General features: G+C 75.2%; 7 protein-coding genes. All 7 read right to left on the bottom strand.

The window, feature by feature from the left end:
• Positions 1–16: 16 nt before the first annotated feature.
• On the bottom strand, positions 17–12613 hold the full coding sequence (locus tag ACZ4WZ_RS26650; protein ID WP_467894098.1) for an SDR family NAD(P)-dependent oxidoreductase: 12597 nt from the start codon (positions 12611–12613) through the stop codon (positions 17–19).
• 70 nt (positions 12614–12683) lie between these two features.
• Positions 12684–13871 (bottom strand): 4-hydroxybenzoate 3-monooxygenase, encoded by a 1188-nt coding sequence (locus tag ACZ4WZ_RS26645; protein ID WP_467894097.1) that lies wholly within the window; start codon positions 13869–13871, stop codon positions 12684–12686.
• Positions 13868–16231 carry a glycoside hydrolase family 3 protein gene (locus ACZ4WZ_RS26640; RefSeq protein WP_467894095.1) on the bottom strand — a complete coding sequence of 788 codons (2364 nt, stop codon included), beginning with the start codon at positions 16229–16231 and terminating at the stop codon, positions 13868–13870. The genes ACZ4WZ_RS26645 and ACZ4WZ_RS26640 overlap by 4 nt, the downstream gene beginning before the upstream one ends.
• Entirely contained in the window at positions 16228–18384 is a 2157-nt protein-coding gene (pabB, locus tag ACZ4WZ_RS26635) for an aminodeoxychorismate synthase component I (protein ID WP_467894093.1), read from the bottom strand. The genes ACZ4WZ_RS26640 and pabB overlap by 4 nt, the downstream gene beginning before the upstream one ends.
• 5 nt (positions 18385–18389) lie before the next feature.
• Positions 18390–19967: an FAD-dependent monooxygenase gene (locus ACZ4WZ_RS26630; protein WP_467894091.1), complete on the bottom strand. Its 1578-nt coding sequence runs from the start codon at positions 19965–19967 to the stop codon at positions 18390–18392.
• On the bottom strand, positions 19964–21193 hold the full coding sequence (locus ACZ4WZ_RS26625; RefSeq protein ID WP_467894090.1) for a macrolide family glycosyltransferase: 1230 nt from the start codon (positions 21191–21193) through the stop codon (positions 19964–19966). Before ACZ4WZ_RS26625 ends, ACZ4WZ_RS26630 begins: the two co-directional genes overlap by 4 nt.
• Positions 21194–21239: 46 nt before the next feature.
• On the bottom strand, positions 21240–24255 hold a 3016-nt coding region (locus ACZ4WZ_RS26620; RefSeq protein ID WP_467894088.1), incomplete at its 5' end, for a type I polyketide synthase.

The raw sequence follows: 24255 nt of genomic DNA, 5'->3' as shown, positions 1-24255 counted from the left end.
CTCACTTCCCGGACCGTCAGGAGTCCGTGTTGTCCATGGCGAGACGGATCAGGGCGTCGGCGTCCATCACGTCGATGTCCTCCGGGGCCGTTTCGTCCGGGTCGGCCGCCGCTTCCCGGGTGCCGCCCGCTTCGAGGCCGGCGAGGTCCAGCAGCACTTCCAGCAGGCCGGCCTCTCTGATCCGGGAGAGCGGCATCGAGGCGAGCGCCCGGCGGATTTGGTCCTCCTCCGGGTCGGTATCGCCGAGGTCCCCGCACAGCTCGGTGAGGAGGTACGCGGCGAGCGCGGCCGGGTTGGGGTGGTCGAAGACGGCGGTGGCGGGCAGGGCCAGTCCGGTGGCCCGGCCGAGCCGGTTGCGCAGCTCGACCGCCGTCAGGGAGTCGAACCCGATGCCCTTGAACGGCTGGTCGGCGGTCACGCGCTGCGGCGAGCCGTGGCCGAGTACGCCGGCCACGTGGGTACGGACCAGGTCCAGCAGTAGGTCGGTCCGCTCGGCGGCGGACGGCAGCGCCGCCAGCCGTGCGGCGAGGCCGGCGTCGGCGCTGTCCGGTTCTGCGGGACGGGCGGCTTCCGGGATCCCGGCGAGGAGGGGGCTCGGGCGGGCGGAGGTGAAGCCCGGCGCGAAGCGCTCCCAGTCGATGTCGATGACGGTCAGGGTGTCGTCGCCCCGGCCGAGGGCGCGGGCGAGTGCGGCGAAGGCCGTGCCGGTGGCCAGTCCGGTCATGCCGGCCAGGCGCATGCGTTCGGCGACGGTCTCGTCCGCGGCCATGCCGTTGTCGGCCCACGGGCCCCAGGCGAGGGAGGTGGCGGGCAGTCCGTCGGCCCGCCGCTGCTCGGCCAGCGCGTCCAGATGGGCGTTGGCCGCCGCGTAGTTGCCCTGCCCCGCGCCACCGACCGTGCCCGCGAACGACGAGAACAAAACGAACGCCGACAGCTCCAGCCCCAACTCACCCGTCAGCTCGTGCAGATGACGCGCCGCATCCGCCTTCGGACCCAGCACCGTCGCCAAACGCTCCGGGGTCAGCCCGTCCAGCACACCGTCGTCCAAGACACCGGCCGCGTGGAACACCGCGGTCACGGGGTGCTCGGCCAGCAGCTTCGCCACCGCGTCCCGGTCCGCCACGTCACACGCGGCGACGGACGCCGTGACCCCGGATTCGGCAAGCTCCGCGACCAGTTCGGCGGCGCCCGGAGCGTCCGGACCCCGGCGACTCGTCAGCACCAGCTCCGTCGCGCCCGCCGAAGCGAGCCAGCGCGCCACCCGCACACCCACCGCACCCGTACCACCGGTCACCAGCACGGGACCGTCCGGCCGCCACCCCTCCCCCGTCACCGGCACGAAAGGCGCACGCACCAGACGACGCGCGAACACACCCCCGGCGCGCACCGCCACCTGATCCTCACCCGTGGAGCCCGACAGCACGGCCGACAGGTGGGCGGCGGCCTGCTCGTCCAGCACCTCCGGGACGTCCACCAGACCGCCCCAGCGCTCACCGAACTCCAGTGCCGCCACCCGGCCCAGACCCCACACCTGCGCCCGGACCGGATCCACCACGCGGTCGGAGGCGTCCGTCGAGACCGCACCACGGGTCACGCACCACAACCGGGCCGCGACACCCGCGTCACCCAGCGCCTGCACCAACGACAGCGAACCCGCCACATCCAGCAGCGACACCACACCGTCGACCGCACCCACATCCGGCAGGAGCCCGGCCAGCTCGCCACGGGAACGACCGCCCCCGACCAGCTCCACCACATCGGCACCCGACGCCGACAGCAGGCCCACCAGCTCGGCACCCGCCTCCTCCGCCACCACCAGCCACCGGCCGGGCACGGTGGTCCGCGCCGTGTCCACCGGCTGCCAGGTGACCCGGTAGAGCAGGTCGTCGAGGGCGTCCGTACCGCGTCGCGGTACGAGCCAGCCGGGCACCGCGGGCTGTTCCGCGATGCGCGGCCAGTACCGCTCGTGCTGGAAGGCGTACGTAGGGAGGTCGGCGGGGGCCGCCGGTGCGCCCGCGAAGAGGGCGGGCAGATCGAGGGGGACTCCGCGCGCGTAAGCGCGGCCGAGGGCTGCGAGCAGGGTGCGCGTTTCGGAGCGGTCGCGCCGCAGGAGCGGCAGGAGGGTCGCCGGTTCGGCGAGGCAGGTCTGGCCCATGGCGGTCAGGACGGCGTCGGGGCCGAGTTCGAGGTAGGTGTCGACTCCGGCGGCTTCCAGCCGACGCATGGCGTCGTGGAAGCGGACGGCCTCGCGGACGTGGCGCACCCAGTAGTCGGGCGAGGTCATGTCCCCCGTGAGGGCGGAGACCACCGTGATCCCGGGCTCGGAGTAGGTCACGGACTCGGCGACCTCGCGGAACGCGTCGAGCACGGGTTCCATGAGGGGCGAGTGGAAGGCGTGCGAGACCGTGAGGCGCTTGGTCCTGCGGCCCTGGTCCGCCAGCTGCGCGGCCACGGCCAGAACGGCCTGCTCGGCACCCGAGATCACCACGGACCGCGGGCCGTTGACCGCCGCGATGTCGGCGTCCGCCGACAGCAGCGGACGGACCTCGTCCTCGCCGGCCTGGACGGACACCATCGCCCCGCCCTCCGGCAGGGCACCCATCAAGGCGCCGCGGGCCCGGACCAGTGCCGAGGCGTCCGCGAGGGAGAAGACACCGGCGACGTGCGCGGCCGCGATCTCACCGACCGAGTGACCGGCCACGAAGTCCGGGCGGATGCCGTAGGACTCCAGCAGCCGGTACAGCGCCACCTCAAGGGCGAACAGGGCCGGCTGGGTGATCTCGGTGCGGTGGACCTCGTCGCCGCCGCCGAACACCAGGTCCTTCAGCGGCAGGTCGAAGTGTCCGCACACCTCGTCGAAGGCGGCCGCGAACACCGGCTGCGCCTCGTACAGCTCGCGCCCCATCCCGGGACGCTGCGCGCCCTGACCCGAGAACAGGAACGCGGACGGGGCCGGTGCCCGGAACAGGTCGGTGTCGGCTTCGCCGCGTGCCACGGCGTCGAGCGCGTCGAGGTACCCGGCGCGGTCGGCTCCGGTGACGACGGCGCGGTGCGGGAACAGGGTGCGTGCCGTGGCCAGGCCGCGGCCGACCGCGCCCGGGTCGAGGCCCGGCCGGTCCGCGAGGTGGTCGCGCAGGCGGCGGGCCTGTGCGCGCAGGGCCTGTGCCGAGGTGGCGGACAGCAGCCAGGGCACGGGGTTCCCGGGGGGCACGGGGGTCTCCGCGCGCTCGTCCGGGGTGTCGAGCGGGCTCTGTTCGAGCAGCAGGTGGGCGTTGGTGCCGCTCATGCCGAAGGAGGACACGGCCGCGCGGCGCGGCTGCCCGGTCTCCGGCCACGCCAGGTTCTCGGTGAGCAGGGAGACCGCGCCGGCCGTCCAGTCGACGTGCGGGGTGGGCTCGTCGACGTGGAGGGTGCGGGGCAGGACGCCGTGGCGCATCGCCATCACCATCTTGATGACGCCGCCGACGCCCGCGGCGGCCTGGGTGTGGCCGATGTTGGACTTCAGGGAGCCCAGGTGCAGCGGCCGGTCCCCCGGGCGGTCGTGGCCGTACGTGGCCAGCAGCGCCTGCGCTTCGATCGGGTCGCCGAGCGGGGTGCCGGTGCCGTGGGCCTCCACGGCGTCGACCTGGCGGGCGGTCAGGCCGGCGTTGGCGAGGGCCTGGCGGATGACGCGCTGCTGGGCGGGGCCGTTGGGGGCGGTGAGCCCGTTGGAGGCGCCGTCCTGGTTGACGGCCGATCCGCGGATCACCGCGAGGACCCGGTGGCCGTTGCGGCGGGCGTCCGACAGCCGCTCCACGAGGAGCATGCCGACGCCCTCGGACCAGCCGGTGCCGTCCGCGGCCGCCGCGAACGGCTTGCATCGGCCGTCGGGCGACAGGCCGCGCTGTCGGCTGAAGTCGATGAAGGACTGGGGGGTCGACATGACGGTCACGCCGCCGGCCAGCGCCAGGTCGCATTCGCCGCGCCGCAGCGCCTCCGTGGCCAGGTGCAGGGCGACGAGGGAGGACGAGCAGGCCGTGTCGACGGTCAGGGCGGGTCCTTCGAGGCCCAGGGCGTAGGCGATGCGGCCGGAGGCGACGCTGCCGGCGCCGCCGGTGCCGAGGTAGCCCTCCAGGCTTTCGGAGGACCGCGAGACCAGGGCCGTGTAGTCCTGGCCGTTGGTGCCGACGAAGACGCCGGTGCCGCTGCCGCGGGCCGCCCCCGGGGTCAGTCCGGCGCGTTCGAACGCCTCCCACGCCACCTCCAGCAGCAGGCGCTGCTGGGGGTCCATGGCGAGGGCCTCGCGCGGGGAGATCCCGAAGAAGGCGGCGTCGAAGTCGGCGGCGTGCCGGAGGAAGCCGCCGTGCCGGGTGTACGTGGTCCCCTGGTGGTCGGGGTCGGGGTCGTAGAGCGCCCCGATGTTCCAGCCCCGGTCGTCGGGGAAGGGCGAGACCGCGTCGGTCCCGGACGCGACGAGGCGCCACAGGTCCTCGGGAGAGCCGACGTCTCCGGGGAAGCGGCAGCTCATGCCGACGATGGCGATGGGCTCGTCGCTGCCGGCCGCGCGGCGTACGCGGGCCGGGCCGCTGCCGGTGCCGCCGAGGAGTTCGGTGCGCAGGTACCTGACGAGGGCGGCCGGGGTGGGGTGGTCGTAGACGAGGGTCGCGGGCAGCGCGATCCCGGTCGTGGTGGCGAGCCGGGTGCGGAACTCGACGGCGGTCATCGAGTCGAAGCCGAAGTCGCGGAAGGACCGCTCGGGGTCGGCCGTCTCCCGCGCGGTGTGCCCGAGAACGGTGGCGATGGTGTCGCGGACCAGTCCGAGCAGGACGCGTCCGGGGTCGCCGGCCGCCTCCAGGCGCTGGGCCAGCGGCGAGGCCGGCTCCGCCGCGCCGGCCGGGGCGGGGTCGGTGCCGGGCCAGTAGCGCTGCCGCTGGAAGGCGTACGTGGGCAGGCCGACGCGGCGTCCGGGGAGCAGGGGCGTCCAGTCGACGGGGAGGCCTCGGGTCCACGCTTCGGCGAGGGCGCCCAGGAAGGCCTCGGGCTCGGGGCGGTCCTTGCGGAGCACCGGGGTCAGCAGCCCTGGGAAGTTCTGCGGCAGCGACTCCCCCGCCATGGCGGCGAGGACGCCCCGCGGGCCCAGCTCCAGGAAGTGGCCCACGCCCTGCTCCTCGGCGAGGTGCCGGACCCCGTCGGCGAAGCGGACCGCGCCGCGGGCGTGGCGCACCCAGTGGTCGGCCGTGAACTCGGTGATCTGCTCGCCGGTGACGTTCGAGACGACCGGGATCGCGGGGGCGTGGTGGGTCAGGGACTCCGCTACCTCGCGGAACGCTTCCAGCATCGGCTCCATCAGCGGCGAGTGGAACGCGTGCGAGACGGTGAGGCGCTTGGTCTTGTGCCCCTGGACGGCAAGCCGCTCGGCCACGTCCAGGACGGCCGCCTCGGCGCCCGAAACCACCACCGAGGAGGGGCCGTTGACGGCCGCGATGTCCACCTCGGCGGAGAGCAGCGGGCGCACCTCGTCCTCACCGGCCTGGACGGAGACCATCGCGCCGCCCTCCGGGAGGGCGCCCATCAGCGCACCGCGCGCCGCCACCAGGCGGGCCGCGTCCGCCAGGGACAGCACCCCCGCCACGTGCGCGGCGGCGATCTCACCGATGGAGTGGCCGGCGACGAAGTCCGGGCGCAGGCCCACGGACTCCGCCAGCCGGTACAGGGCCACCTCGACGGCGAAGAGGGCCGGCTGGGTGTTCTCGGTGCGGTGGATCTCCTCGCCTCCGCCGAGGACGAGGTCCTTGAGGGGGCGCTCGAAGTGCCCGCACACCTCGTCGAAGGCGGTCGCGAACACCGGCTGGGCGTCGTACAGCTCACGACCCATCCCCGGCCGCTGCGCGCCCTGCCCCGAGAACAGGAAGGCCGACTTGCCGCCGGAGACCGCGCCCTCGACTGCTCCGGATGCCGGGCGGCCCTCGGCCAGGGCCTCCAGCCCGGCCAGCAGACCCGCGCGGTCCCCCGCCACCACGGCCGCCCGCGTGCCCAGCGCGGCCCGCGAGGTCGCCAGGGAGAAGGCCACATCGGCCGGGTCCAGCTCCGGATCGGCCGACACCCGCTCCAGCAGCCGGGCCGCCTGCGCTCGCACCGCCTCCCCGTCCCGCCCCGACAGCACCCATACGGGCCGTGCCGGTGCGGGGGTGGTGCCGGGGTCGGCGGCGGGCTCCCGCGGGGCCTCCTGGAGGATGGTGTGGGCGTTGGTGCCGCTGATGCCGAACGAGGACACGGCCGCCCGGCGCGGTTCGCCCGTCTCGGGCCAGGGCACCGGCTCCGTCAGCAGGCGCACGGCACCCGCCGACCAGTCGACGTGCGGGGTCGGCTCGTCCACGTGCAGGGTCATCGGCACCACGCCGTGGCGCATCGCCATGACCATCTTGATGACGCCGGCCATGCCCGCCGCGGCCTGGGTGTGGCCCAGGTTCGACTTGACGGAGCCCAGCAGCAGCGGCCGGTCCTCCTCGCGGTCCCGGCCGTAGGTGGCGAGCAGGGCCTGCGCCTCGATCGGGTCGCCGAGGGTGGTGCCCGTGCCGTGCGCCTCCACCACGTCGACCTGCCGTGCCGTCAGCTCGGCCTTGGTGAGGGCTTGTTCGATGACGCGCTGCTGCGAGGGGCCGTTCGGGGCGGTCATGCCGTTGGACGCGCCGTCCTGGTTCACCGCCGAGCCCCGCACGACGGCGAGGACCTGGTGTCCGTTGCGGCGCGCGTCGGAGAGGCGTTCCAGCAGGACCATGCCGACGCCCTCGGACCACGAGGTGCCGTCGGCTCCCGCGGCGAAGGGCTTGCAGCGGCCGTCGGGGGCCAGGCCGCGCTGGCGGCTGAACTCCACGAAGGTGTTGGGGCTGGACATGACGGTCACGCCGCCGGCGAGGGCCATGGTGCACTCGCCCTGCCGCAGGGCCTGGCCGGCGAGGTGCAGCGACACCAGGGAGGAGGAGCAGGCCGTGTCCACGGTGACGGCGGGGCCTTCGAGGCCGAGGGTGTAGGCGATGCGGCCGGAGGCGATGCTGCCGGCGCTGCCGTTGCCGGCGTAGCCCTCGAGGCCCTCCTGGTCGTGGAGGAGGTTGACGTAGTCGTGGTACATGACGCCGGTGAAGACGCCGGTGCGGCTGCCGCGTACGGAGGCCGGGGAGATCCCGGCGTGTTCGAAGGTCTCCCACGCCGTCTCCAGCAGCAGCCGCTGCTGGGGGTCCATGGCGAGGGCCTCGCGCGGGGAGATCCCGAAGAACACGGGGTCGAAGTCGGCGGCCCCGTCGAGGAAGCCGCCCTCGCGGACGTACGAGGTGCCGGGGTGGGCGGGGTCGGGGTGGTAGAGGGAGTCGATGTCCCAGCCCCGGTCGGCGGGGAAGTCGGCGATGGCGTCGCCGCCGGAGAGCACCAGCCGCCACAGGTCCTCGGGAGAGCGGACCCCGCCGGGGAAGCGGCAGCTCATGCCGACGATGGCGATCGGCTCGTCGGCGGGCAGCGGGGCGGCCGCGGTGGCGGGTGCCTTCGCGTCGCCGGTGTCGACGAGGCGGGCCTTCAGGTAGGCGACGAGGGAGGCCGGGGTGGGCTGGTCGAAGATGAGGGTGGCGGGCAGCCGCAGGCCGGTGGCGGCGCTGAGCCGGTTGCGCAGCTCCACGGCGGACAGGGAGTCGAAGCCGAGGTCCTTGAACACCTGCGTCGGCTCCGGGGCGCCCGGTGCGCGGTGGCCCAGTACGGCCGTCACCTCGGTGACCACCAGGTCGTGGAGGGTCCGTGTCCGCTGGGCTTCGGGCAGGCCGGCCAGCCGCTGTCCGAGGGGGGAGCCCCCGGTACGGGGTGCCGCGCCGGCGGTCGGCCGCGCCGGGGGTGCCGCGGCGAGTCCGCGCAGGACGGGCGAGAGGGAGGGGCCGGTGGGGAGCGCCTTGAGGTCGAGGCGCATGGGGAAGAGGACGGCCCGGTCGTGGGCGGGGGCCGTGTCGAGGAGGGCGAGGGCCTCTTCGGTGGTGAGGGCGGCCATGCCGCCGCGGTGGATGCGGTCGACGTCACCGGCGTCGAGGGATCCGGTCATGCCGCTGCGCTCGGCCCACAGGCCCCAGGCGAGGGAGATACCGGGCAGGCCCAGGGAGCGCCGGTACTGGGCGAGGGCGTCCAGGTAGGCGTTGGCGGCCGCGTAGTTGCCCTGGCCGGGGGCACCGAGCAGGCCCGAGGCGGACGAGAAGAGGACGAACGCCGACAGGTCCAGTCCGGCGGTGAGCTCGTGGAGGTTCCGGGCGGCATCGGCCTTCGGGCGCAGCACCGCGTCAAGGCGTTCCGGGGTGAGGGACTCGACCACCCCGTCGTCGAGGACGCCCGCGGTGTGGATGACGGCGGTGAGCGGGTGCGCGGCCGGAATCCCGGCCAGGAGGGCGGCGAGGGCCTCGCGGTCGGCGGCGTCACAGGCGGCGACGGTGACCGAGGCCCCCAGCTCCGACAACTCGGCGACCAAATCCCCGGCACCGCCCGAGCGGCTCGCCAGCAGCAGGTGGCGGACGCCGTGTTCCCTCACCAGGTGGCGGGCCACCGCCCGGCCCAGCGTTCCGGTACCCCCGGTGACCAGGACCGTGCCGCCGGGGGTGAAGGACAGGCCCCCGGAGGCCGCCGGGGCGGGGGTGCGGATCAGGCGGGGGACCCGTGCCTCTCCCCCGCGCACCGCGAGCTGCGGTTCCGGGGAGGTGAGGTGGGGGGTCGGGTCGGCGTGCTCGTCCTCCAGGTCCAGGAGGTGGAAGCGGCCGGGGTGTTCCGACTGCGCCGAGCGCACCAGGCCCCACACCGCCGCACCCGCCGGGTCGCGCGGGTCGTCACCGACGGCCCCGCGGGTCACGAACACCAGGCGGTCCTGGCCGGCGTCCGCGAGGGATCCGCGGAGTGCCTCCAGGACCCGGTGCAGGGCGGGGCGGACGCCGTCGGAGGTGTCCACCTCGTACACCGTGCCCGCGGGCAGGGGCCCGCCCGCCGGGGCCGCAGCCCAGTCCAGCGCGAACAGGGTGTCGGCGATCCGGGTCAGCCCGCCCGGAGTCATCGGGCGCAGGGTGAGGGAGGCGATGGTGGCCACGGGGAGGCCGGCCTCGTCGGTGGCGGTCAGCGCGACCGCGTCCTCGCCGGCCGGGGTCAGCCGGACGCGCAGGGTGCGCGCGCCGGTGGCGTGCAGGGCGACCTCGCGCCAGGCGAACGGCAGTCGGGGCTCGCCGCTGTCGGGGAGCGGGCTGCCCACGCCGGCCGCCTGGAGGGCGGCGTCGAGGAGGGCCGGGTGCAGACCGAAGCGGCTCGCGGCGTCCTGCCGGCCGCGGTCGAGGCCGACCTCGGCGTACACCTCGTCGCCGAGCCGCCAGGCGGCGCGCAGGCCCTGGAAGGCGGGCCCGTAGGCGAATCCGGCCTCGGCCAGGCGGGGGTAGAAGGAGTCCAGGTCGACGGCCTCGGCTCCGGCGGGGGGCCAGGTCCCGCCGAGGCCGGTGGCGGTGGCGGTGGGGGCGGCCGGGGCGAGCACGCCCTGGGCGTGCCGGGTCCAGGCGCCGTCCTCGTGGCGTGCGTACGCGGTGACCGTGCGCCGGCCGTCCGGGTCGGCGGGGCCCACGGCGAGCTGGACCTGGACGCCGCCCCGCTCGGGCAGCACCAGCGGGGCTTCCAGCGTCAGTTCCTCCAGCAGCCCGCAGCCGACCTGGTCACCGGCCCGGACCGCGAGCTCCACGAAGGCGGTGCCGGGCAGCAGGACGGTGCCGGCCACCGCGTGGTCGGCCAGCCAGGGCTGCGCGGCCACCGACAGCCGGCCGGTGAACAGGAGGTCGTCGGAGGCGGCGACCGTCACCATCGCGCCGAGCAGGGGGTGCCCGGCCGCGTCGAGGCCGGCCGAGGTGACGTCACCGGCCGCGCCGGCGCCCTCCAGCCAGTACCGCTCGCGCTGGAAGGCGTACGTGGGCAGGTCGACCCGCCGGGCGCCCGGGTACAGGGCGTCCCAGTCCACGGTGACGCCCTGGGTGTGGGCCTCGGCGAGGGCTCTGATGAAGGCGGCCGGCTCCGGCTGGTCGCGGCGCAGGGCGGTGCTCCAGCGGATGCCGGCGTCCTCGTCGAGGCAGTTCTGCCCCATGGCGGTGAGGACTCCGTCGGGGCCGAGTTCCACGAAGGTGGTGACGCCGTGGTCCGCGAGGGTGCGGACGCCGTCGTGGAAGCGCACCGTCCGGCGGACGTGGCGCACCCAGTACTCGGGCGAGCCGAGCTCTTCGGCGGTGGCGATGCGGCCGGTCACGTTGGAGACGACGGGGATGGCGGGCGGGCGGAAGGCGAGCCGGGCGACGACCGCGCGGAACCGGTCGAGCATCGGTTCCATCAGCGGGGAGTGGAACGCGTGGCTGACCTTGAGCCGCTTGGTGCGGTGGCCGGCGGCGGCGAGGCGCGCGGCGGCGTCGAGTACGCCGGTTTCGGTACCGGAGAGGACCACGGACGTCGGGCCGTTGACGGCGGCGATGTCGACGCCGGGCGTGAGGAGCGCGCGGACGTCTTCCTCGGCCGCTTCCACGGCGACCATGGCGCCGCCTTCGGGCAGTGACTGCATGAGCCGGCCGCGGGCGGCGACGAGCGCGGCCGCGTCGGCGAGGGGGAGCATGCCCGACACGTGTGCGGCGACCAGTTCGCCGACCGAGTGGCCGAGGAGGAAGTCGGGGCGCAGGCCGTGGCTCTCGGCGAGGCGGAACAGGGCCACTTCGAGGGCGAAGAGTCCGGCCTGGGTGTACTCGGTGCGGTCGAGGAGCGGGGAGCCGCGGAGGACGACGTCCCGTACGGGGGTGTCGAAGTAGCGGTCGAGGTGGGCGCAGGCCTGGTTGAAGGCCTCGGCGAAGACGGGGTACGCGGCGTGCAGCTCCCGTCCCATGCCGGGCCGTTGCGCGCCCTGGCCGGTGAACAGGAACGCCGTGCGGGGGTCGGGGCGGGCCGTGCCGTGGACCAGGTTCTCGGCGGGCGCGCCGTCGGACAGGGCCCGCAGGCCCTCGCGGAGCTCGTCGGCGGTGGTGCCGACGACCACGGCGCGGTGGCCGAGGGCGGCGCGGGCGGTGGCGAGGGTGTGGCCGGTGTGGGCCACGGGGGCGCCGTCGGTGGTGTGGTCCAGCAGGCGGCGGGCCTGGGCGCGCAGCGCTTCGGGACTGCGGGCCGAGAGGGGCCAGGCCGCGACCGGGGGTGGGGCCGGGGCGGTCTCCGGCTCCTCGTCGGGGGTGTGCGGCTCGGGCCGTTCGAGGATCAGGTGGGCGTTGGTGCCGCTGATCCCGAAGGAGGACACCGCGGCGCGGCGGGGTGCTCCGGTGCGCGGCCAGTCGGTGTTCTCGGTGAGCAGGGAGACCGCTCCGGTGCTCCAGTCGACGTGCGGGGTGGGTTCGTCGACGTGGAGGGTCTTGGGGAGGACGCCGTGGCGCATGGCCTCGACCATTTTGATGACGCCGGCGACGCCCGCGGCGGCCTGGGTGTGGCCGAGGTTGGACTTGACGGAGCCCAGCAGCAGCGGCCGGTCCTCCGGGGTGCGGTCCTGGCCGTAGGTGGCGAGGACCGCCTGGGCCTCGATGGGGTCGCCGAGGGTGGTGCCGGTGCCGTGGGCTTCCACGGCGTCGACCTCGCGCGGGGTGAGGCGGGCCTGTTCCAGGGCCTGGCGGATGACGCGCTGCTGGGAGGGCCCGTTGGGGACGGTGAGGCCGCTGCTGGCGCCGTCCTGGTTGACGGCGGAGCCGCGGATGACGGCGTGGACGGGGTGGCCGTGGCGGCGGGCGTCGGAGAGCCGCTCCAGCAGGAGGAGACCCGCGCCCTCGCCCCAGCCGGTTCCGTCCGCGGCCGCGGCGAAGGGCTTGCAGCGGCCGTCGGGGGCCAGGCCGCGCTGCTGGCTGAAGTCGACGAACAGGCGGGGGTCGGCCATGACGGTGACCCCGCCGGCCAGGGCCATCGTGCATTCGCCCTGGCGCAGGGCCTGGGCGGCCAGGTGGAGCGCGACGAGGGAGGAGGAGCAGGCCGTGTCGATGGTGACGGCGGGGCCCTCCAGGCCGAGGACGTAGGAGACGCGGCCGGAGGCGACGCTGCCGGCGTTGCCGCTGCCGAGGTACACCTCGACGCCTTCGGGCAGGTCGCGGGGGCCGGCGGCGTAGTCGTGGTGCATGACGCCCGCGAAGACGCCGGTGCGGCTGCCGCGCAGCGAGGTGGGGTCGAGGCCGGCGCGTTCGAAGGCCTCCCAGGCGGTTTCCAGGAGGAGCCGCTGCTGGGGGTCCATGGCGAGGGCCTCGCGCGGGGAGATCCCGAAGAAGGCGGCGTCGAACTCGGCGGCTCCTGCCAGGAAGCCGCCGTCGCGGACGTAGCTGGTGCCCTGGTGGTCGGGGTCGGGATGGTAGACGGCGTCGAGGTCCCAGCCGCGGTCGGCGGGAAAGCCGGCCACGGCGTCGCGGCCTTCGGCGACGAGCCGCCACAGCTCCTCGGGGGAGTTGACGCCGCCGGGGTAGCGGCAGCTCATCGACACGATCGCGATCGGTTCGGGCTCCTCGGCGGTCCGCAGCCGTTCCCGGGTCTGGTGGAGTTCGGCCGTCATCCACCGGAGGTGGTCGAGCATCTTCTCTTCGTTCGTCATGACGTACCGGAACTCCCGTTGATCAGGTCGAAGGGGCTGCCCCCGGCGGTGGACCGGGCGGGGGTGGCCGTCAGCGTCGCGACTGGCCCACGTACTGCTCGGCGAAGTCGGTCGCCGCGGCCGTGGAGCCGGTCAGGTGGTCGAAGCGCGCCCGGCGCAGGCCCCGGTCGAAGGGTGTGCCCGGGCCGGTGTGCAGCAGGTCGGTCATCCACCGTGAGAACTCCTGGCCGAGCCAGGCCCGGCGCAGGGCGGTGGCCGAGTACGCGTCGAGGGCGTCGCGCCGCCCGGTGCCGTACCGGAGGGCGAGGGCTCCGGCGAGGAGTTCGGCGTCGGCGACGGCCAGGTTCAGTCCCTTCGCGGCGCTGGGCGGGACGATGTGCGCCGCGTCGCCGAGGAGGAAGAGCCGCCCGTGCTGCATGGGTTCGCAGAGGAAGCCGCGCAGCGGGACGAGGGTGCGTTCCAGTACGGGTCCGGTGGGCAGGGCTCCGCTGCCGCCCGTGAGGCGCTGGTCGAGTTCGGCCCAGATCTGCTCGTCGGAGCGGGTGTCCGCGCTCTCGCCGGGCGGGACCTGGAGGTAGAGGCGGCTGACGGTGCTGGAGCGCATGCTCTGGAGGGCGAAGCCTCGCTCGCCCGTGGCGTAGACGAGTTCGGGGGACATCGGCGGGGCGGCCGCGAGGATGCCCAGCCAGGCGTAGGGGTAGGTGTGGGTGCTGGTGGTGAGGGAGGCGGCGGGCACGGCGGTGCGGCTGACGCCGTGGAAGCCGTCGCAGCCCGCGACGAAGTCGCAGGTGATCTCGGCGGGACGGCCGTCGAGGGTGCAGGTGACGGTGGCGCCGTCGCCGGCGAGCCGGTCGATCCGGACGTCGTCGACGTCGAAGTGCAGTGCTCCGCCGGTGGCGGTGCGGGCGGCGATGAGGTCCTTGACGATCTCCTGCTGTCCGTACATCCACACGGATTCGCCGGTGAGCTTGGTGAAGGGCAGGCGGTAGGTGTCGCCTTCGAGGCGGAGTTCGAAGCCTTCGTGGACCAGGCCCTCCCGGTCGAGGCGCCCGGCGACGCCGGCGCGGCGCAGGGCTTCGACGGTGCCCTGCTCCAGGAGGCCGGCCCGGACGCGGCGTTCCACGTGGTCGCGGCCGCGGCGTTCGAGGACGACGCAGTCGATGCCGTTCAGTTCGAGGAGCCGCGCCAGCAGCAGGCCGGCGGGGCCGGCGCCGATGACGCACACCGGAGTGTGGATCCGCTGGGGGGCCGGGGTCACGGGCTCACCGTTCCGGCCGGGTCGACGTGGACGGTGGCGGTGAGGGGGAGGTCCTGGGAGGAGCGGCCCACGGAGACGGTGCGCGGGCCGGCGGCGACGGTCCAGGCGCCGGTGGCGGTGTTCCAGTACTCGAAGCGGCGGGCGTCGAGGACGATCTCCACGACGGTGGACGCTCCGGGCTCCAGGTGGGCGCGGGCGTAGCCGGCCAGGGCCTTGGGGGCCTGGGGGGCGGTGACGTCGGGGCTGCCGCCGAGGTAGACCTGGACGGTTTCGCGGCCGGCCCGCGCGCCGGTGTTGCGCAGGGTGCAGGAGACCTTCAGTTCGCGGCCCCGGGCGGTGAGGCGGAGGTCCTCGTAGCCGAAGGTGGTGTAGCTGAGGCCGTGGCCGAAGGGGAACAGGGGGGCGACGCCGTGCTCGTCGTGCCAGCGGTAGCCGACGAAGACGCCCTCCTGGTACTCGACGCGCCCGTCGACGCCGGGGTAGCGCAGGGGGTCTCCGGCGACCGAGGTGCGGCCGGCGTCCACGGGAAAGCTCTGGGTGAGCTTGCCGCTGGGGTTGGCGTCGCCGAACAGGAGGGCGTCGGTGGCCTCGGCGCCCATCTCGCCGGGGTACCAGACGTCGAGGACGCCGGCGACGTGGTCCAGCCAGGGCATCGTCGGGGAGGAGCCGGTGTTGAGGACGACCACGGTGTTGGGGTTGGCCCGGGCGACGGCGGAGATCAGGGTGTCCTGGAGGCCGGGCAGGGCGAGCGCGGGGCGGTCGATGAGCTCGGCGAGCTCGTCGTAGGCGAAGACGACGGCGGCCCGTGCGCCGCGGGCGGCCTCGACGGCCTCCTCGATGTCGGCGCGGGCCTGCTCCGGGGTGACCCAGCCGAGGGTGAGGTGGACGGGGTTGGAGGGCATCGGCAGGGCGGACAGGACCAGCTTGTAGGTGCCGGGGAGGAGGTCGACGGTGAGGCCGGCGGTGTCGCCGAAGGAGCTGCCGGCGAAGACGCGGGGGTGGCCTTCGAGGTCGATGGCGGCGTAACCGCCGAGCGCGGTGACGGCGATGCGGTAGCGGCCCTCCGTCTCGATGGTCAGCCGGCCCTCGTAGAAGTAGTCGGGCTCGGTGGAGGGGCCGGCCGGGACCTCGCCCTCGCGGAAGGCGGGGACGAGCGCCGACTCCGGGATGGGGCGTCCGGCCGGGTCCTCGCCGATGCGGAACTCGACGGCGTCCTCGCCGAGGCGGGCGCGCAGGACCTCGAGCGGGGTGGCGGCGTGCTCCGGGACGACGAGGGCGCTGCCGACGCCGGCGGTCTTGGGGACGGTGGCGGGCCGGCCGATGACGGCGAGGCCGTGCGAGGCGCGGCCCGGCTCGGTGAGCTTGGCGGCGGACAGCGGCAGGACGTTGCGGGGGTTGTGCAGGAGCACCGAGCCGGCGGTGGCCACTTCCAGGGCCAGGGCCCGGCCGCGCTCGGGGTCGCGTACGGCCTGCGGCCGGGGGGTGGGGGTGCCGAGGAGGCCGAAGCGGGCCATCTGGCCGACGATGCGGGCGACGGCGCGGTCGAGGACGGCTTCGTCGGTACGGCCCTCGGCGATGGCCTCGCGCAGCGGCTCGCCGAGGTGGGCGCCGTCGGGCATCTCCTGGTCGAGGCCGCGCTCGATGGCGACGGTGTCGTGGACGGCGTCCCAGTCGGACATCACCCAGCCCTCGAAGCCCCACTCCTCGCGCAGGACGGTGTTCAGCAGGGTCTCGTTCTGGCAGCTGGGGTGGCCGTTCACGCCGTTGGTGGCGCCCATGAGCGCGCCGGCGCCGGCGCGGACGGCGGCCTCGAAGGCGGGGAACTCGATCTCGCGGAGGGTCCGTTCGTCGACGCGGGTGTCGACGGCCATCCGGTTCTCCTCCTGGTTGTTCGCCGCGAAGTGCTTCGGCATGGCGATGACGCCCTGGGACTGGATGCCGTTGATCACCGCGGTGCCGATGGCGGTGACCAGCAGCGGGTCCTCGCCGTACAGCTCGAAGTTGCGGCCGCCGAAGGGCTGGCGCAGCACGTTGAGCATCGGGCCGATGAGGACGTCCTGGCGTTTGGCGCGGGCCTCGTGGCCGAGGTACTCGCCGTAGCGGGCGGCCAGTTCGTCGTCGAAGGTGCAGGACAGCGCGATGGGGGCGGGCAGCGCGGTGGTGGTCCCGCGCTTCATGCGGACGCCGGCCGGGCCGTCGGTCATCCGCAGTTCCGGGATGCCGAGGCGGGGGACACCGGGGACGTACCCGGACTGGCCGAGGCGCTCGGGGTCGTCGGATCCGTGGACGAACGACAGCTTCTCGTCGAGGGTCATGGCCTGGACGAGCGCGGTCACGTCGACGGGGGTCTGCGGGGTCATCGCTGGTCACTTCCGGTTCGTTCGGGGGCGGGCTGGGTGGTGTCCGGGCGGGCCGGGAGCAGCGCGCGGGCGGGGGCGTCGGCCTTGAGGAGCATTTCGTCGTACTCGTCGTGGGGGTCGGAGCCGAGCACGATGGCGCCGCCCGCACCGATCCGCCAGCGTCCGTCGGCGAGGACCATGGTCCGGATGACGATGTTGAGGTCGGCGGTGCCGTTGCAGGAGAGGTAGCCGATGGCGCCGGAGTAGATGCCGCGGGCCCGGCCCTCGAGGGACTCGATGATCTCGAGGGTGCGCCGCTTGGGCGCGCCGGTCATCGAGCCGCCGGGGAAGCAGGCGCGGACGCAGTCGAGTGCGTCGTGGCCGTCCTTGAGGGTGCCGCGGATGGTGGAGACGAGCTGGTGGACGGTGGCGTAGCTCTCGGCGGCCATCAGGACGGGGACGTGGACCGAGCCGACCTCGCAGACGCGTCCGAGGTCGTTGCGCATCAGGTCGACGATCATCAGGTTCTCGGCGCGGGTCTTGGCGCTGGCGACCAGCTCGCGGCGGGCGCGCTCGTCCTCGGCGGGGGTGGTGCCGCGGGGGGCCGTGCCCTTGATCGGCTTGGCCTCGGCGATCCGGTCGGCGGTGATCCGGAGGAAGCGTTCCGGGGAGGAGCAGGCCACCTCGGTACCGTCGAGGCGCAGGTAGGCGGCGTACGGCGCGGGGTTGGCCCGGCGCAGCCGGCGGTAGGTGGTGAAGCCGTCCTCGGTCGCGGGGATCTCGGCGACGTTGGTCAGGCAGATCTCGTAGCTCTCGCCGGCGGTCAGGTACTCCTGGCTGCGCAGCACGTCCTGGACGTAGGCGTCGCGGTCCCGGGCGAGCCGGGGCTCCACGGACGTGCCGGGGCCGCCGGCGGGCGCGGCGGCCGGGTGCGTCCCGGGGTCCCGCCGGCCGAGGGCGGCGGCGGTTCCGGCGAGCCAGCGGGTGGCGGCGGCGGCGGTGGCCGGGTCGGTGCTGAGGGCGAGGAGGTAGGTGCGGCCCTCCTGGTGGTCGACGGCGAGGAACCGGTCCGCGAAGATCCAGACGGCGTCCGGGGTCGGGGCGGAGTACCGGTTGGGGGATCCGCAGTCGCCCTTCAGTTCGTAGCCGAAGTAGCCGACGTAGCCTCCGGTGAAGTCGAAGGGCAGCGGCGGGGCGTCGATCACCCGGCGGGCGAGTTCCCGCTGGAGGTAGTCGAAGACGGGCTCCCGGTGCCTGGCCGGTGTGGCGGAGCCGACCTCGACCACGCCCTCGTCGACCCGGTACCGGACGGTCTCGGCGAGCGGGCCGTGGGCGTCGCCCAGGAAGGAGAACCGGGACAGGCCGGGCTCCACGCGGGCGCTGTCGAGCCAGAAGGCGTGCCGGGATCCGGCGAAGAGCGAGGCGAACGCGGTCTCGGTGTCCACCGCGGCGTCCAGCTCGGTCACGTGCAGCGAGTAGTGCGTACGGTCCCCCGCGCCGGCGGCGTGCCCGACCCGCGGCTCCGGCACGGCCCCGGTGCGGGCGGCCGCCGCGGGGGCGGGGGCGGCGGGGCGGCCGCCCGTGCGCTCGGCGCGGTCGGCCAGCGTCAGGTCCCGGAAGTTGGCCAGCATCCGGCGGCCGTACTCGGTCTCGATGGACTCCGGGTGGAACTGCACGCCCCAGCGCGGCATCAGCCGGTGGCGCAGCGCCATGACGACGCCGTCCTCGGACCAGGCGGTGGCCCGGAGGTCGGGGGGCAGCGGCTGCGCCACGCACAGGGAGTGGTAGCGCACGGCGCCGAACTGCTCGGGTATGCCCGCGAAGAGCTCGTCCCCGTCGTGCCGCACCCGGGCGACCTCGCCGTGCACCGGCAGGGGGGCGGGCACGACCTCGCCGCCCGCCCACACGGCGAGCCCCTGGTGCCCGAGGCAGACGCCGAGCACCGGGACGCCCGCCTTGACCAGGACGTCCCGGGAGACGCCGAAGTCGCGGGAGCGGGCCGGGTGGCCGGGCCCGGGCGAGATCACGATGTTGTCGAAGCCGTCGAGGTCCAGGTCGGCCACGGAGGCGGCGTCGTTGGCGATGACGACGGGCTCCCGCCCGTTCACCTCGGCCAGCAGCTGGAAGAGGTTGTAGGTGTACGAGTCGTGGTTGTCGATGAGGAGGGTCCGCACGGGGCTCACCTGCTTCGCGAGGGGGTCAGCGGCCGGGACACCAGCCGGTCCAGGTGGCCCAGGGACTCGGCCGGCCGGTGTGCGGCGGCGAGGTGGGCCAGGTGGCCGTCGGGACGGACCAGGGCGATCAGCGGCTGCCTTCCGAACAGCGGGGCGAGGGCGGCGCGTCCGGACGGCGACAGCCGTGCGAGGTCGTGGACGGGGAGGCGGTCCGCGAGGGCGCGGCGGGCGCCGTCCGCCACGGCCGACCAGCCGGCGGCGGGGCGGCGGCCGGGCCAGAGCAGTGCGATGTGGCCGCGCTGGTCGAGGACGGGGGCCCCGGCGTGCTGCCGGGTCCGGTGGAAGAACGGCAGCCGGTCTCCGGGGCGGGCCCTGCGGCGCAGCGTCGAGCGCCACAGCGGTTCGCCCGTGGCGGCGTAGCTGAGGCCGATCTGGCTCATCAGGGGCGCCGCCACGTGCCGCAGGAGGCCGGTGCGGTGCGCCGAGGCCACCTTCAGGTCGCGCAGGCGGCGCTCCCGTGCGGTGGGGGCGGCGGACAGTTCCATCTCGGTGCGGATGACCGTGCGGACCTGCTCGACGGCGGTGCGGCGTTCGGTGTCGTACGTGTCGACGATCCGCTCGTCCCAGACGCCGTGCACGACGCCGGCGAGCTTCCAGCCGAGGTTGAGGGCGTCCTGGAGGCCGAGGTTGAGGCCCTGTCCGCCGAGGGGGACCACCGAATGGGCGGCGTCGCCGACCAGTACGACCCGGCCTTCGCGGAACCGTTCGGCGACGCCCGGACGCGGGTGGTAGGTGCGGGTCCACAGGGGTTCGCCGAGCCGGTACGGCAGGCTGGTGCGCTCGTCGACCATCCGCTGCCAGTCCGCCAGCGGGCGGTCCGACCAGTCGGTTTCCCCGGGGGCGACGATGGTGGCGAGCCGGCAGACGCCGTCGGGCAGGTGGACGAGCGGAAGCAGCCCGCTGTCGGCGTAGTGGTACTCGACGGTGGAGACGCGCGGCCCGGTGACGGGGAAGTCCCCGAGCGCGATGCCGAGCGGGAAGGGTACGCCGGGGTAGGGGATGCCGAGGAGCCGGCGGGTGACGCTGCCCGCGCCGTCCGCGCCGATCAGCCAGTCGGCCGCGGCCCGTTCGGTCCGGCCGTCACCGTGCCGCAGCGTGGCGGTGGGGAGCGGGCCGGAGGCGTCGATCGCGGTCAGCTCGGTCCCGTACTCGATGGTGCCGCCGAGTTCGGCGAAGCGGCGGCGCAGCAGCACCTCCAGCTCGCTCTGGACGATGCCCAGGCCGTAGGGGCGGGCAGCGCCCAGCTTCGTCATCGGTACGGTGCCCAGCCGGCGTCCGCGGGAGAAGAAGCTGACGTCGTCGGCCCGGAACCCGCGGGAGACGAGCTCGTCGGCGATGCCGACCTTCTCCAGGAGCTCCAGCACGCGGGGCCAGATCATCACGGCGCGGGAGTGCGGGTCGGACTCCTCCCGCGGGGACGTGGCGTCGACGATCCGCACCGGCACCGACTGCTGGAGGAGGTCGCAGGCCAGCAGGGTGCCGACGGCGCCCGCTCCGACGATCAGAACGCTCTGCCCGGTCATATCGCGGCCGCCTTCGTCTGCGCGGCGGTGCCCGTGCCCGCCAGATGGGCTTCGATCGCCCCGGCCGCGGCGGCAGCGCCGCCCGCGTCGCGGCTCAGCCGCCGGAAGCGGGCCGCGGCGGCGGCGGTGCCGGTATCGGCGCTCACGGTTTCCACCGCCGCCCGCAGGCGTCCGGCGGTGGCGTCGGCCGGGTCGAGGCGCAGACCCAGGCCCAGCTCGACGACGCGGTCAGCGATGATCTCCTGCTCGGCCATCTGCGGGACGACGACCATCGGCGTGCCGAAGGACAGGGCTTCCATCGTGCTGCCCATGCCGCCGTGCGTGACGAACGCGGCGGCCTGGCTCAGGACGGACAGCTGGGGGACGCTGCGGTGCGCCTCGCAGTGCGCCGGCAGGGGTCCGAGGTCCGCCGGGTCGGCCTGCTGCCCGACGGACAGCACCAGGTGCAGGCCGCTGTCGGCGAACGCCTCCACACAGGTGCGGTAGAAGGAGGTGGCCCGGTTGAAGACCGTGCCGAGCGAGACGAACACCATCGGGCGGTCCGGGTCCTCGCGGCGCCAGGTGCCCTCGGCCTCCCGGCCGCCCAGGCTGGGCCCGACGAAGCGGTAGTGCTCCCCGAACGTGTGCGCCTCGGGCTGGAACTCCCTGGGCAGGAACGCCAGGTTGAGTTCCTCCTCGAAGTCCATGAACTCCTCGGCGCGGATCCCGTCCAGGCCGGCCGCACCGAGGAACTCGGCGAGGCGCGCGTCGAATTCGGCGCCGTTGGCCTCGTGGGAGGCGGAGCGGCCGGTGCGCGCCAGCATGGCGTCCATCAGCGCGTAGGAGCGGCTGGAGGCGAGGGAGGGGAAGAACTGCACGGCGCGCGCCCCCCACCTGCGGGCCAGGGCGCGCCCGGCGAACGGCACCGTGTTGTCGTACACCACGAGGTCGGGACGGTCGGCGCCGACGGAGGACTCCGCCAGGGCGATCCGGTCCGCGCTGCCGTGGAGGAAGAACAGGGGCAGGGCGCTGAGGTCGTTCTCGGCGAAGGCGCGCGGTGACTGTCCGGGCGGGGTGGCGACGTCGTAGCGGCACACCTGCGCGCCGAGCCGGGTGAGCTGCTCCTCGAAGGCCCGGGTGGTGAAGTAGGTGACCCGGTGACCGCGCGAGACCAGCTCGGCGACGATGCCCAGGGTGGGCGATACGTGCCCGTGGGCGGCCACGCTGAAAAATGCGATGTGTGCCATCTGTTCCTCAGGGTGTGCGGGGGGGGAGGGACGAAGGGGGGACGGCTCAGATGCCGATCTCTCCGTTCAAGATGTCGAACAGCTCCTCGTCGGTGACGTCGTCCACATCGGTCGCGGCCGGGGGCCGCGCCGGCCCCCCGACCTCGGTGAGCAGGGCGCGCAGCCGGTCCTCCAGGTAGCGGGCGGTGACCGGGCCGGGTGCGGCGGTGCGCAGGCCGGCCGCGAGCTCGTCGAGCCGGCGGACCACGGCCGGGTCCGGCCGGTCCCCGGCGGGGGCGGGGGCCAGTTCCCGGTCCAGGAACCCGGCCAGCGCCAGCGGGCTGGGATGGTCGAAGACCAGGGTCGGGGAGAGCCGCAGGCCGGTCTCCGCGCCGAGCCGGTTGCGCAGTTCGATGGCGGCCAGCGAATCCAGCCCCAATTCCCGGAAGGAGCGTTCCGCCGGTACGTGGGCGGACGTGCCGTGGCCGAGGACCGAACCGGTCTGGGCGCGCACCAGGTCGACGAGGAGCCTGCGGCGGGTGTCCGCGTCGGCTCCGGCGATCCGGCGGGCGAACCCGCCGCGCCCGGCGGCGGCCGGCTTGCCCGTCGGCCGGGCGGCCCCCGCCCGGGCCGGGGCCACCGGGCGGGCCGCGACCAGGTTGGGTACGCCGGGCAGCGCCAGCGCCGCGTCGAACAGGGCGAGCGCCTCCTCGTTGGCCAGCGGTACGGTGCCCTGGCGCGCCATCCGGGCGACGGCCTCCGGGCCGATCCGGCCGGCCATGCCGCGTTCCTCGGCCCAGGGGCCCCACTGGAGGGACTGCGCGGGCAGTCCCAGGGAGCGGCGGTGGTGGGCGAAGGCGTCCAGGAAGCCGTTGGCGGCGGCGTAGTTGGCCTGGCCCGGGCTGCCCATGACGGCGGCCGCGGACGAGAACAGGACGAACGCGTCGAGCGCGGAGTCCTTGGTCAGTTCGTGCAGCGCGACGGCGCCCGCCGCCTTGACCCGGATGACCCGTTCGAACTGGTCTTCCGTCAGCGTGCCGAGGAGTCCGTCGTCGACCACGCCCGCCGCGTGGACGACCGCCTTCAGCGGGCGGTCCGGGGAGAGGCCGGACAGGACGGCCGCCAGGGCCTCGCGGTCGGCCACGTCGCACGCGGCGAGCGTCACCCGGGCGCCGAGTCCGCGCAGGGCCGAGGCGAGTTCCTCGTTGCGCGGGTCGCCGGCGCCGCCGCGGCTGAGCAGCAGCAGGTCGTCGGCGCCGTACCGGCGTACGAGGTGCTCGGCGACCACCGCGCCGAGGCCGCCGGTGCCGCCGGTGATCAGGACGGTCCCGGAGAACGGGGGCGCCTGCGCGCCGGGTGCGGTCCCGGGCCTGCGGACCTGGCGGGGGGCGAGCGGCCGCCCGTCGCGGACGGCGGCCTCCCGCTCGTCGGTGCCGAGGACGCCCGGCAGCGCGTCCCAGGACTGCGGCTGCCCGTCGAGTTCGACGACCAGGAACTTCCCGGGGTGCTCGGCCTGCGCGGTGCGCAGCAGCGCGCGGACCGCTCCCTGCGTGGTGCCGGCCGGGTCGCCCCGCGGGATCAGCAGGACGAGCCGGGCCGTCTCCGCGAGCGGGGACGCGGTCCACCGCCGCAGCAGGCGGGCGGTCCGCCAGGACGCCTCGTGGGCGTGGCGGGCCGGGTCGGCCGGCTCGGCCGGCTCGGCCGCCTCCAGCAGGTGCAGGACCGTCGCGGGGGCCTCGGCCGCCCGCTCCAGCGCGTCCAGATCGGGGTACGCGGTGAGGGACGCGCTCAGGGAGGCCGGGACGGCGGCCGAGCCGTCCGCGAGGAGCGCCCAGGGGCCGGCCGGGGCCGGGACGGGGTCCAGCGGCTGCCAATGGGTCTCCAGCAGGGCGGCGGTGTCGCCCGCGAGGTCCTCCGGGCGCATCCGGCGCAGGGTCAGCGAGGCGACCGAGGCCACCGGTGCGCCGAGCCCGTCGGTGATCTCCAGTGACAGGGTGTCGGCGTCGGTCCGGGTCAGGTGCGCCCGTACCGCGGCGGCGCCGGCCCGGTGGAGGGTCAGTCCCTGCCAGGTGAACGGCAGCCGTCCGGAGTCGTCGGACCCGCCGGGCGACTCGATGAAGCCGGCGTGCAGGGCGGCGTCGAAGAGCGCGGGGTGGAGGGCGAACCGTGCGGCGTCGTCGGCGTCCGCCGCGGGCAGGGCGACCTCGGCGAAGATTTCGTCGCCGCGGCGCCAGGCGGCCTTCAGGCCCTGGAACGCCGGGCCGTAGTCGAAGCCCATGCCGGCCGCCCGGACGTACGTGTCCCCCGCGTCGACCGGTTCGGCGTCGGCCGGCGGCCACCCGAGCGGTCCGGCCGGCGGGAAGGGCGGTGCGGAGCCGCTGAGGATTCCGCTCGCGTGCCGGGTCCAGGGCCCGTCGGGGGTGTCGGCCGGCCGCGCGTAGACGGCGACGGTCCAGGGCCCGGGCTCCCCGTCGGGGCCGGCGGGGGCCAGGAGCGTCTGGACCTCGACCACGGCGGCGCCGGGCAGGTGCAGCGGGGAGAGGACGGTCAGCTCGTCGAGGGTGTCGCAGCCGGCTTCGCGGCCGGCGCGCAGGGCCATCTCCACGAAGGCGGTACCGGGCACGATGACCGTGCCGTTGACGACGTGGTCGGCCAGCCAGGGGTGCGTTCGGGCCGACAGGCGGCCGGAGAGGACCACCTCGTCGGAGTCGGCGCGGGCGAGCACGGTCGTCAGCAGCGGGTGCGCGTCGGCCCCGTGCGCTCCGGTGGGGCGCGGGCGCGGCCAGTGGCGCGTCCGCCGGAAGGCGTAGCCCGGTACGCCGGGTGCCCGCGTTCCGGGCCCGAAGTACGCCGGCCAGTCCGGGTCGGTGCCCCGGGCGAACAGTGCGCCCAGGGCCGCGGCGAGGGTGTGCTCCGCGTCCTTGCCGCGGCGCATCAGGGGAACGAAACCGGACGCTTCGGCGGCGTCCTCGGCGACGCACTGCTGGGCCATGGCGGTCAGGACGGCGTCGGGGCCGAGTTCGAGGTAGGTGCGCACCCCGGCGGTCTCGAGGTGGCGCACGGCGTCGTGGAAGCGGACGGCC

The organism is Streptomyces sp. NPDC029122, assembly GCF_055569445.1.
Note: the sequence above shows the minus strand (reverse complement) of the source record. Positions and strands in the feature narration are given on the sequence as shown.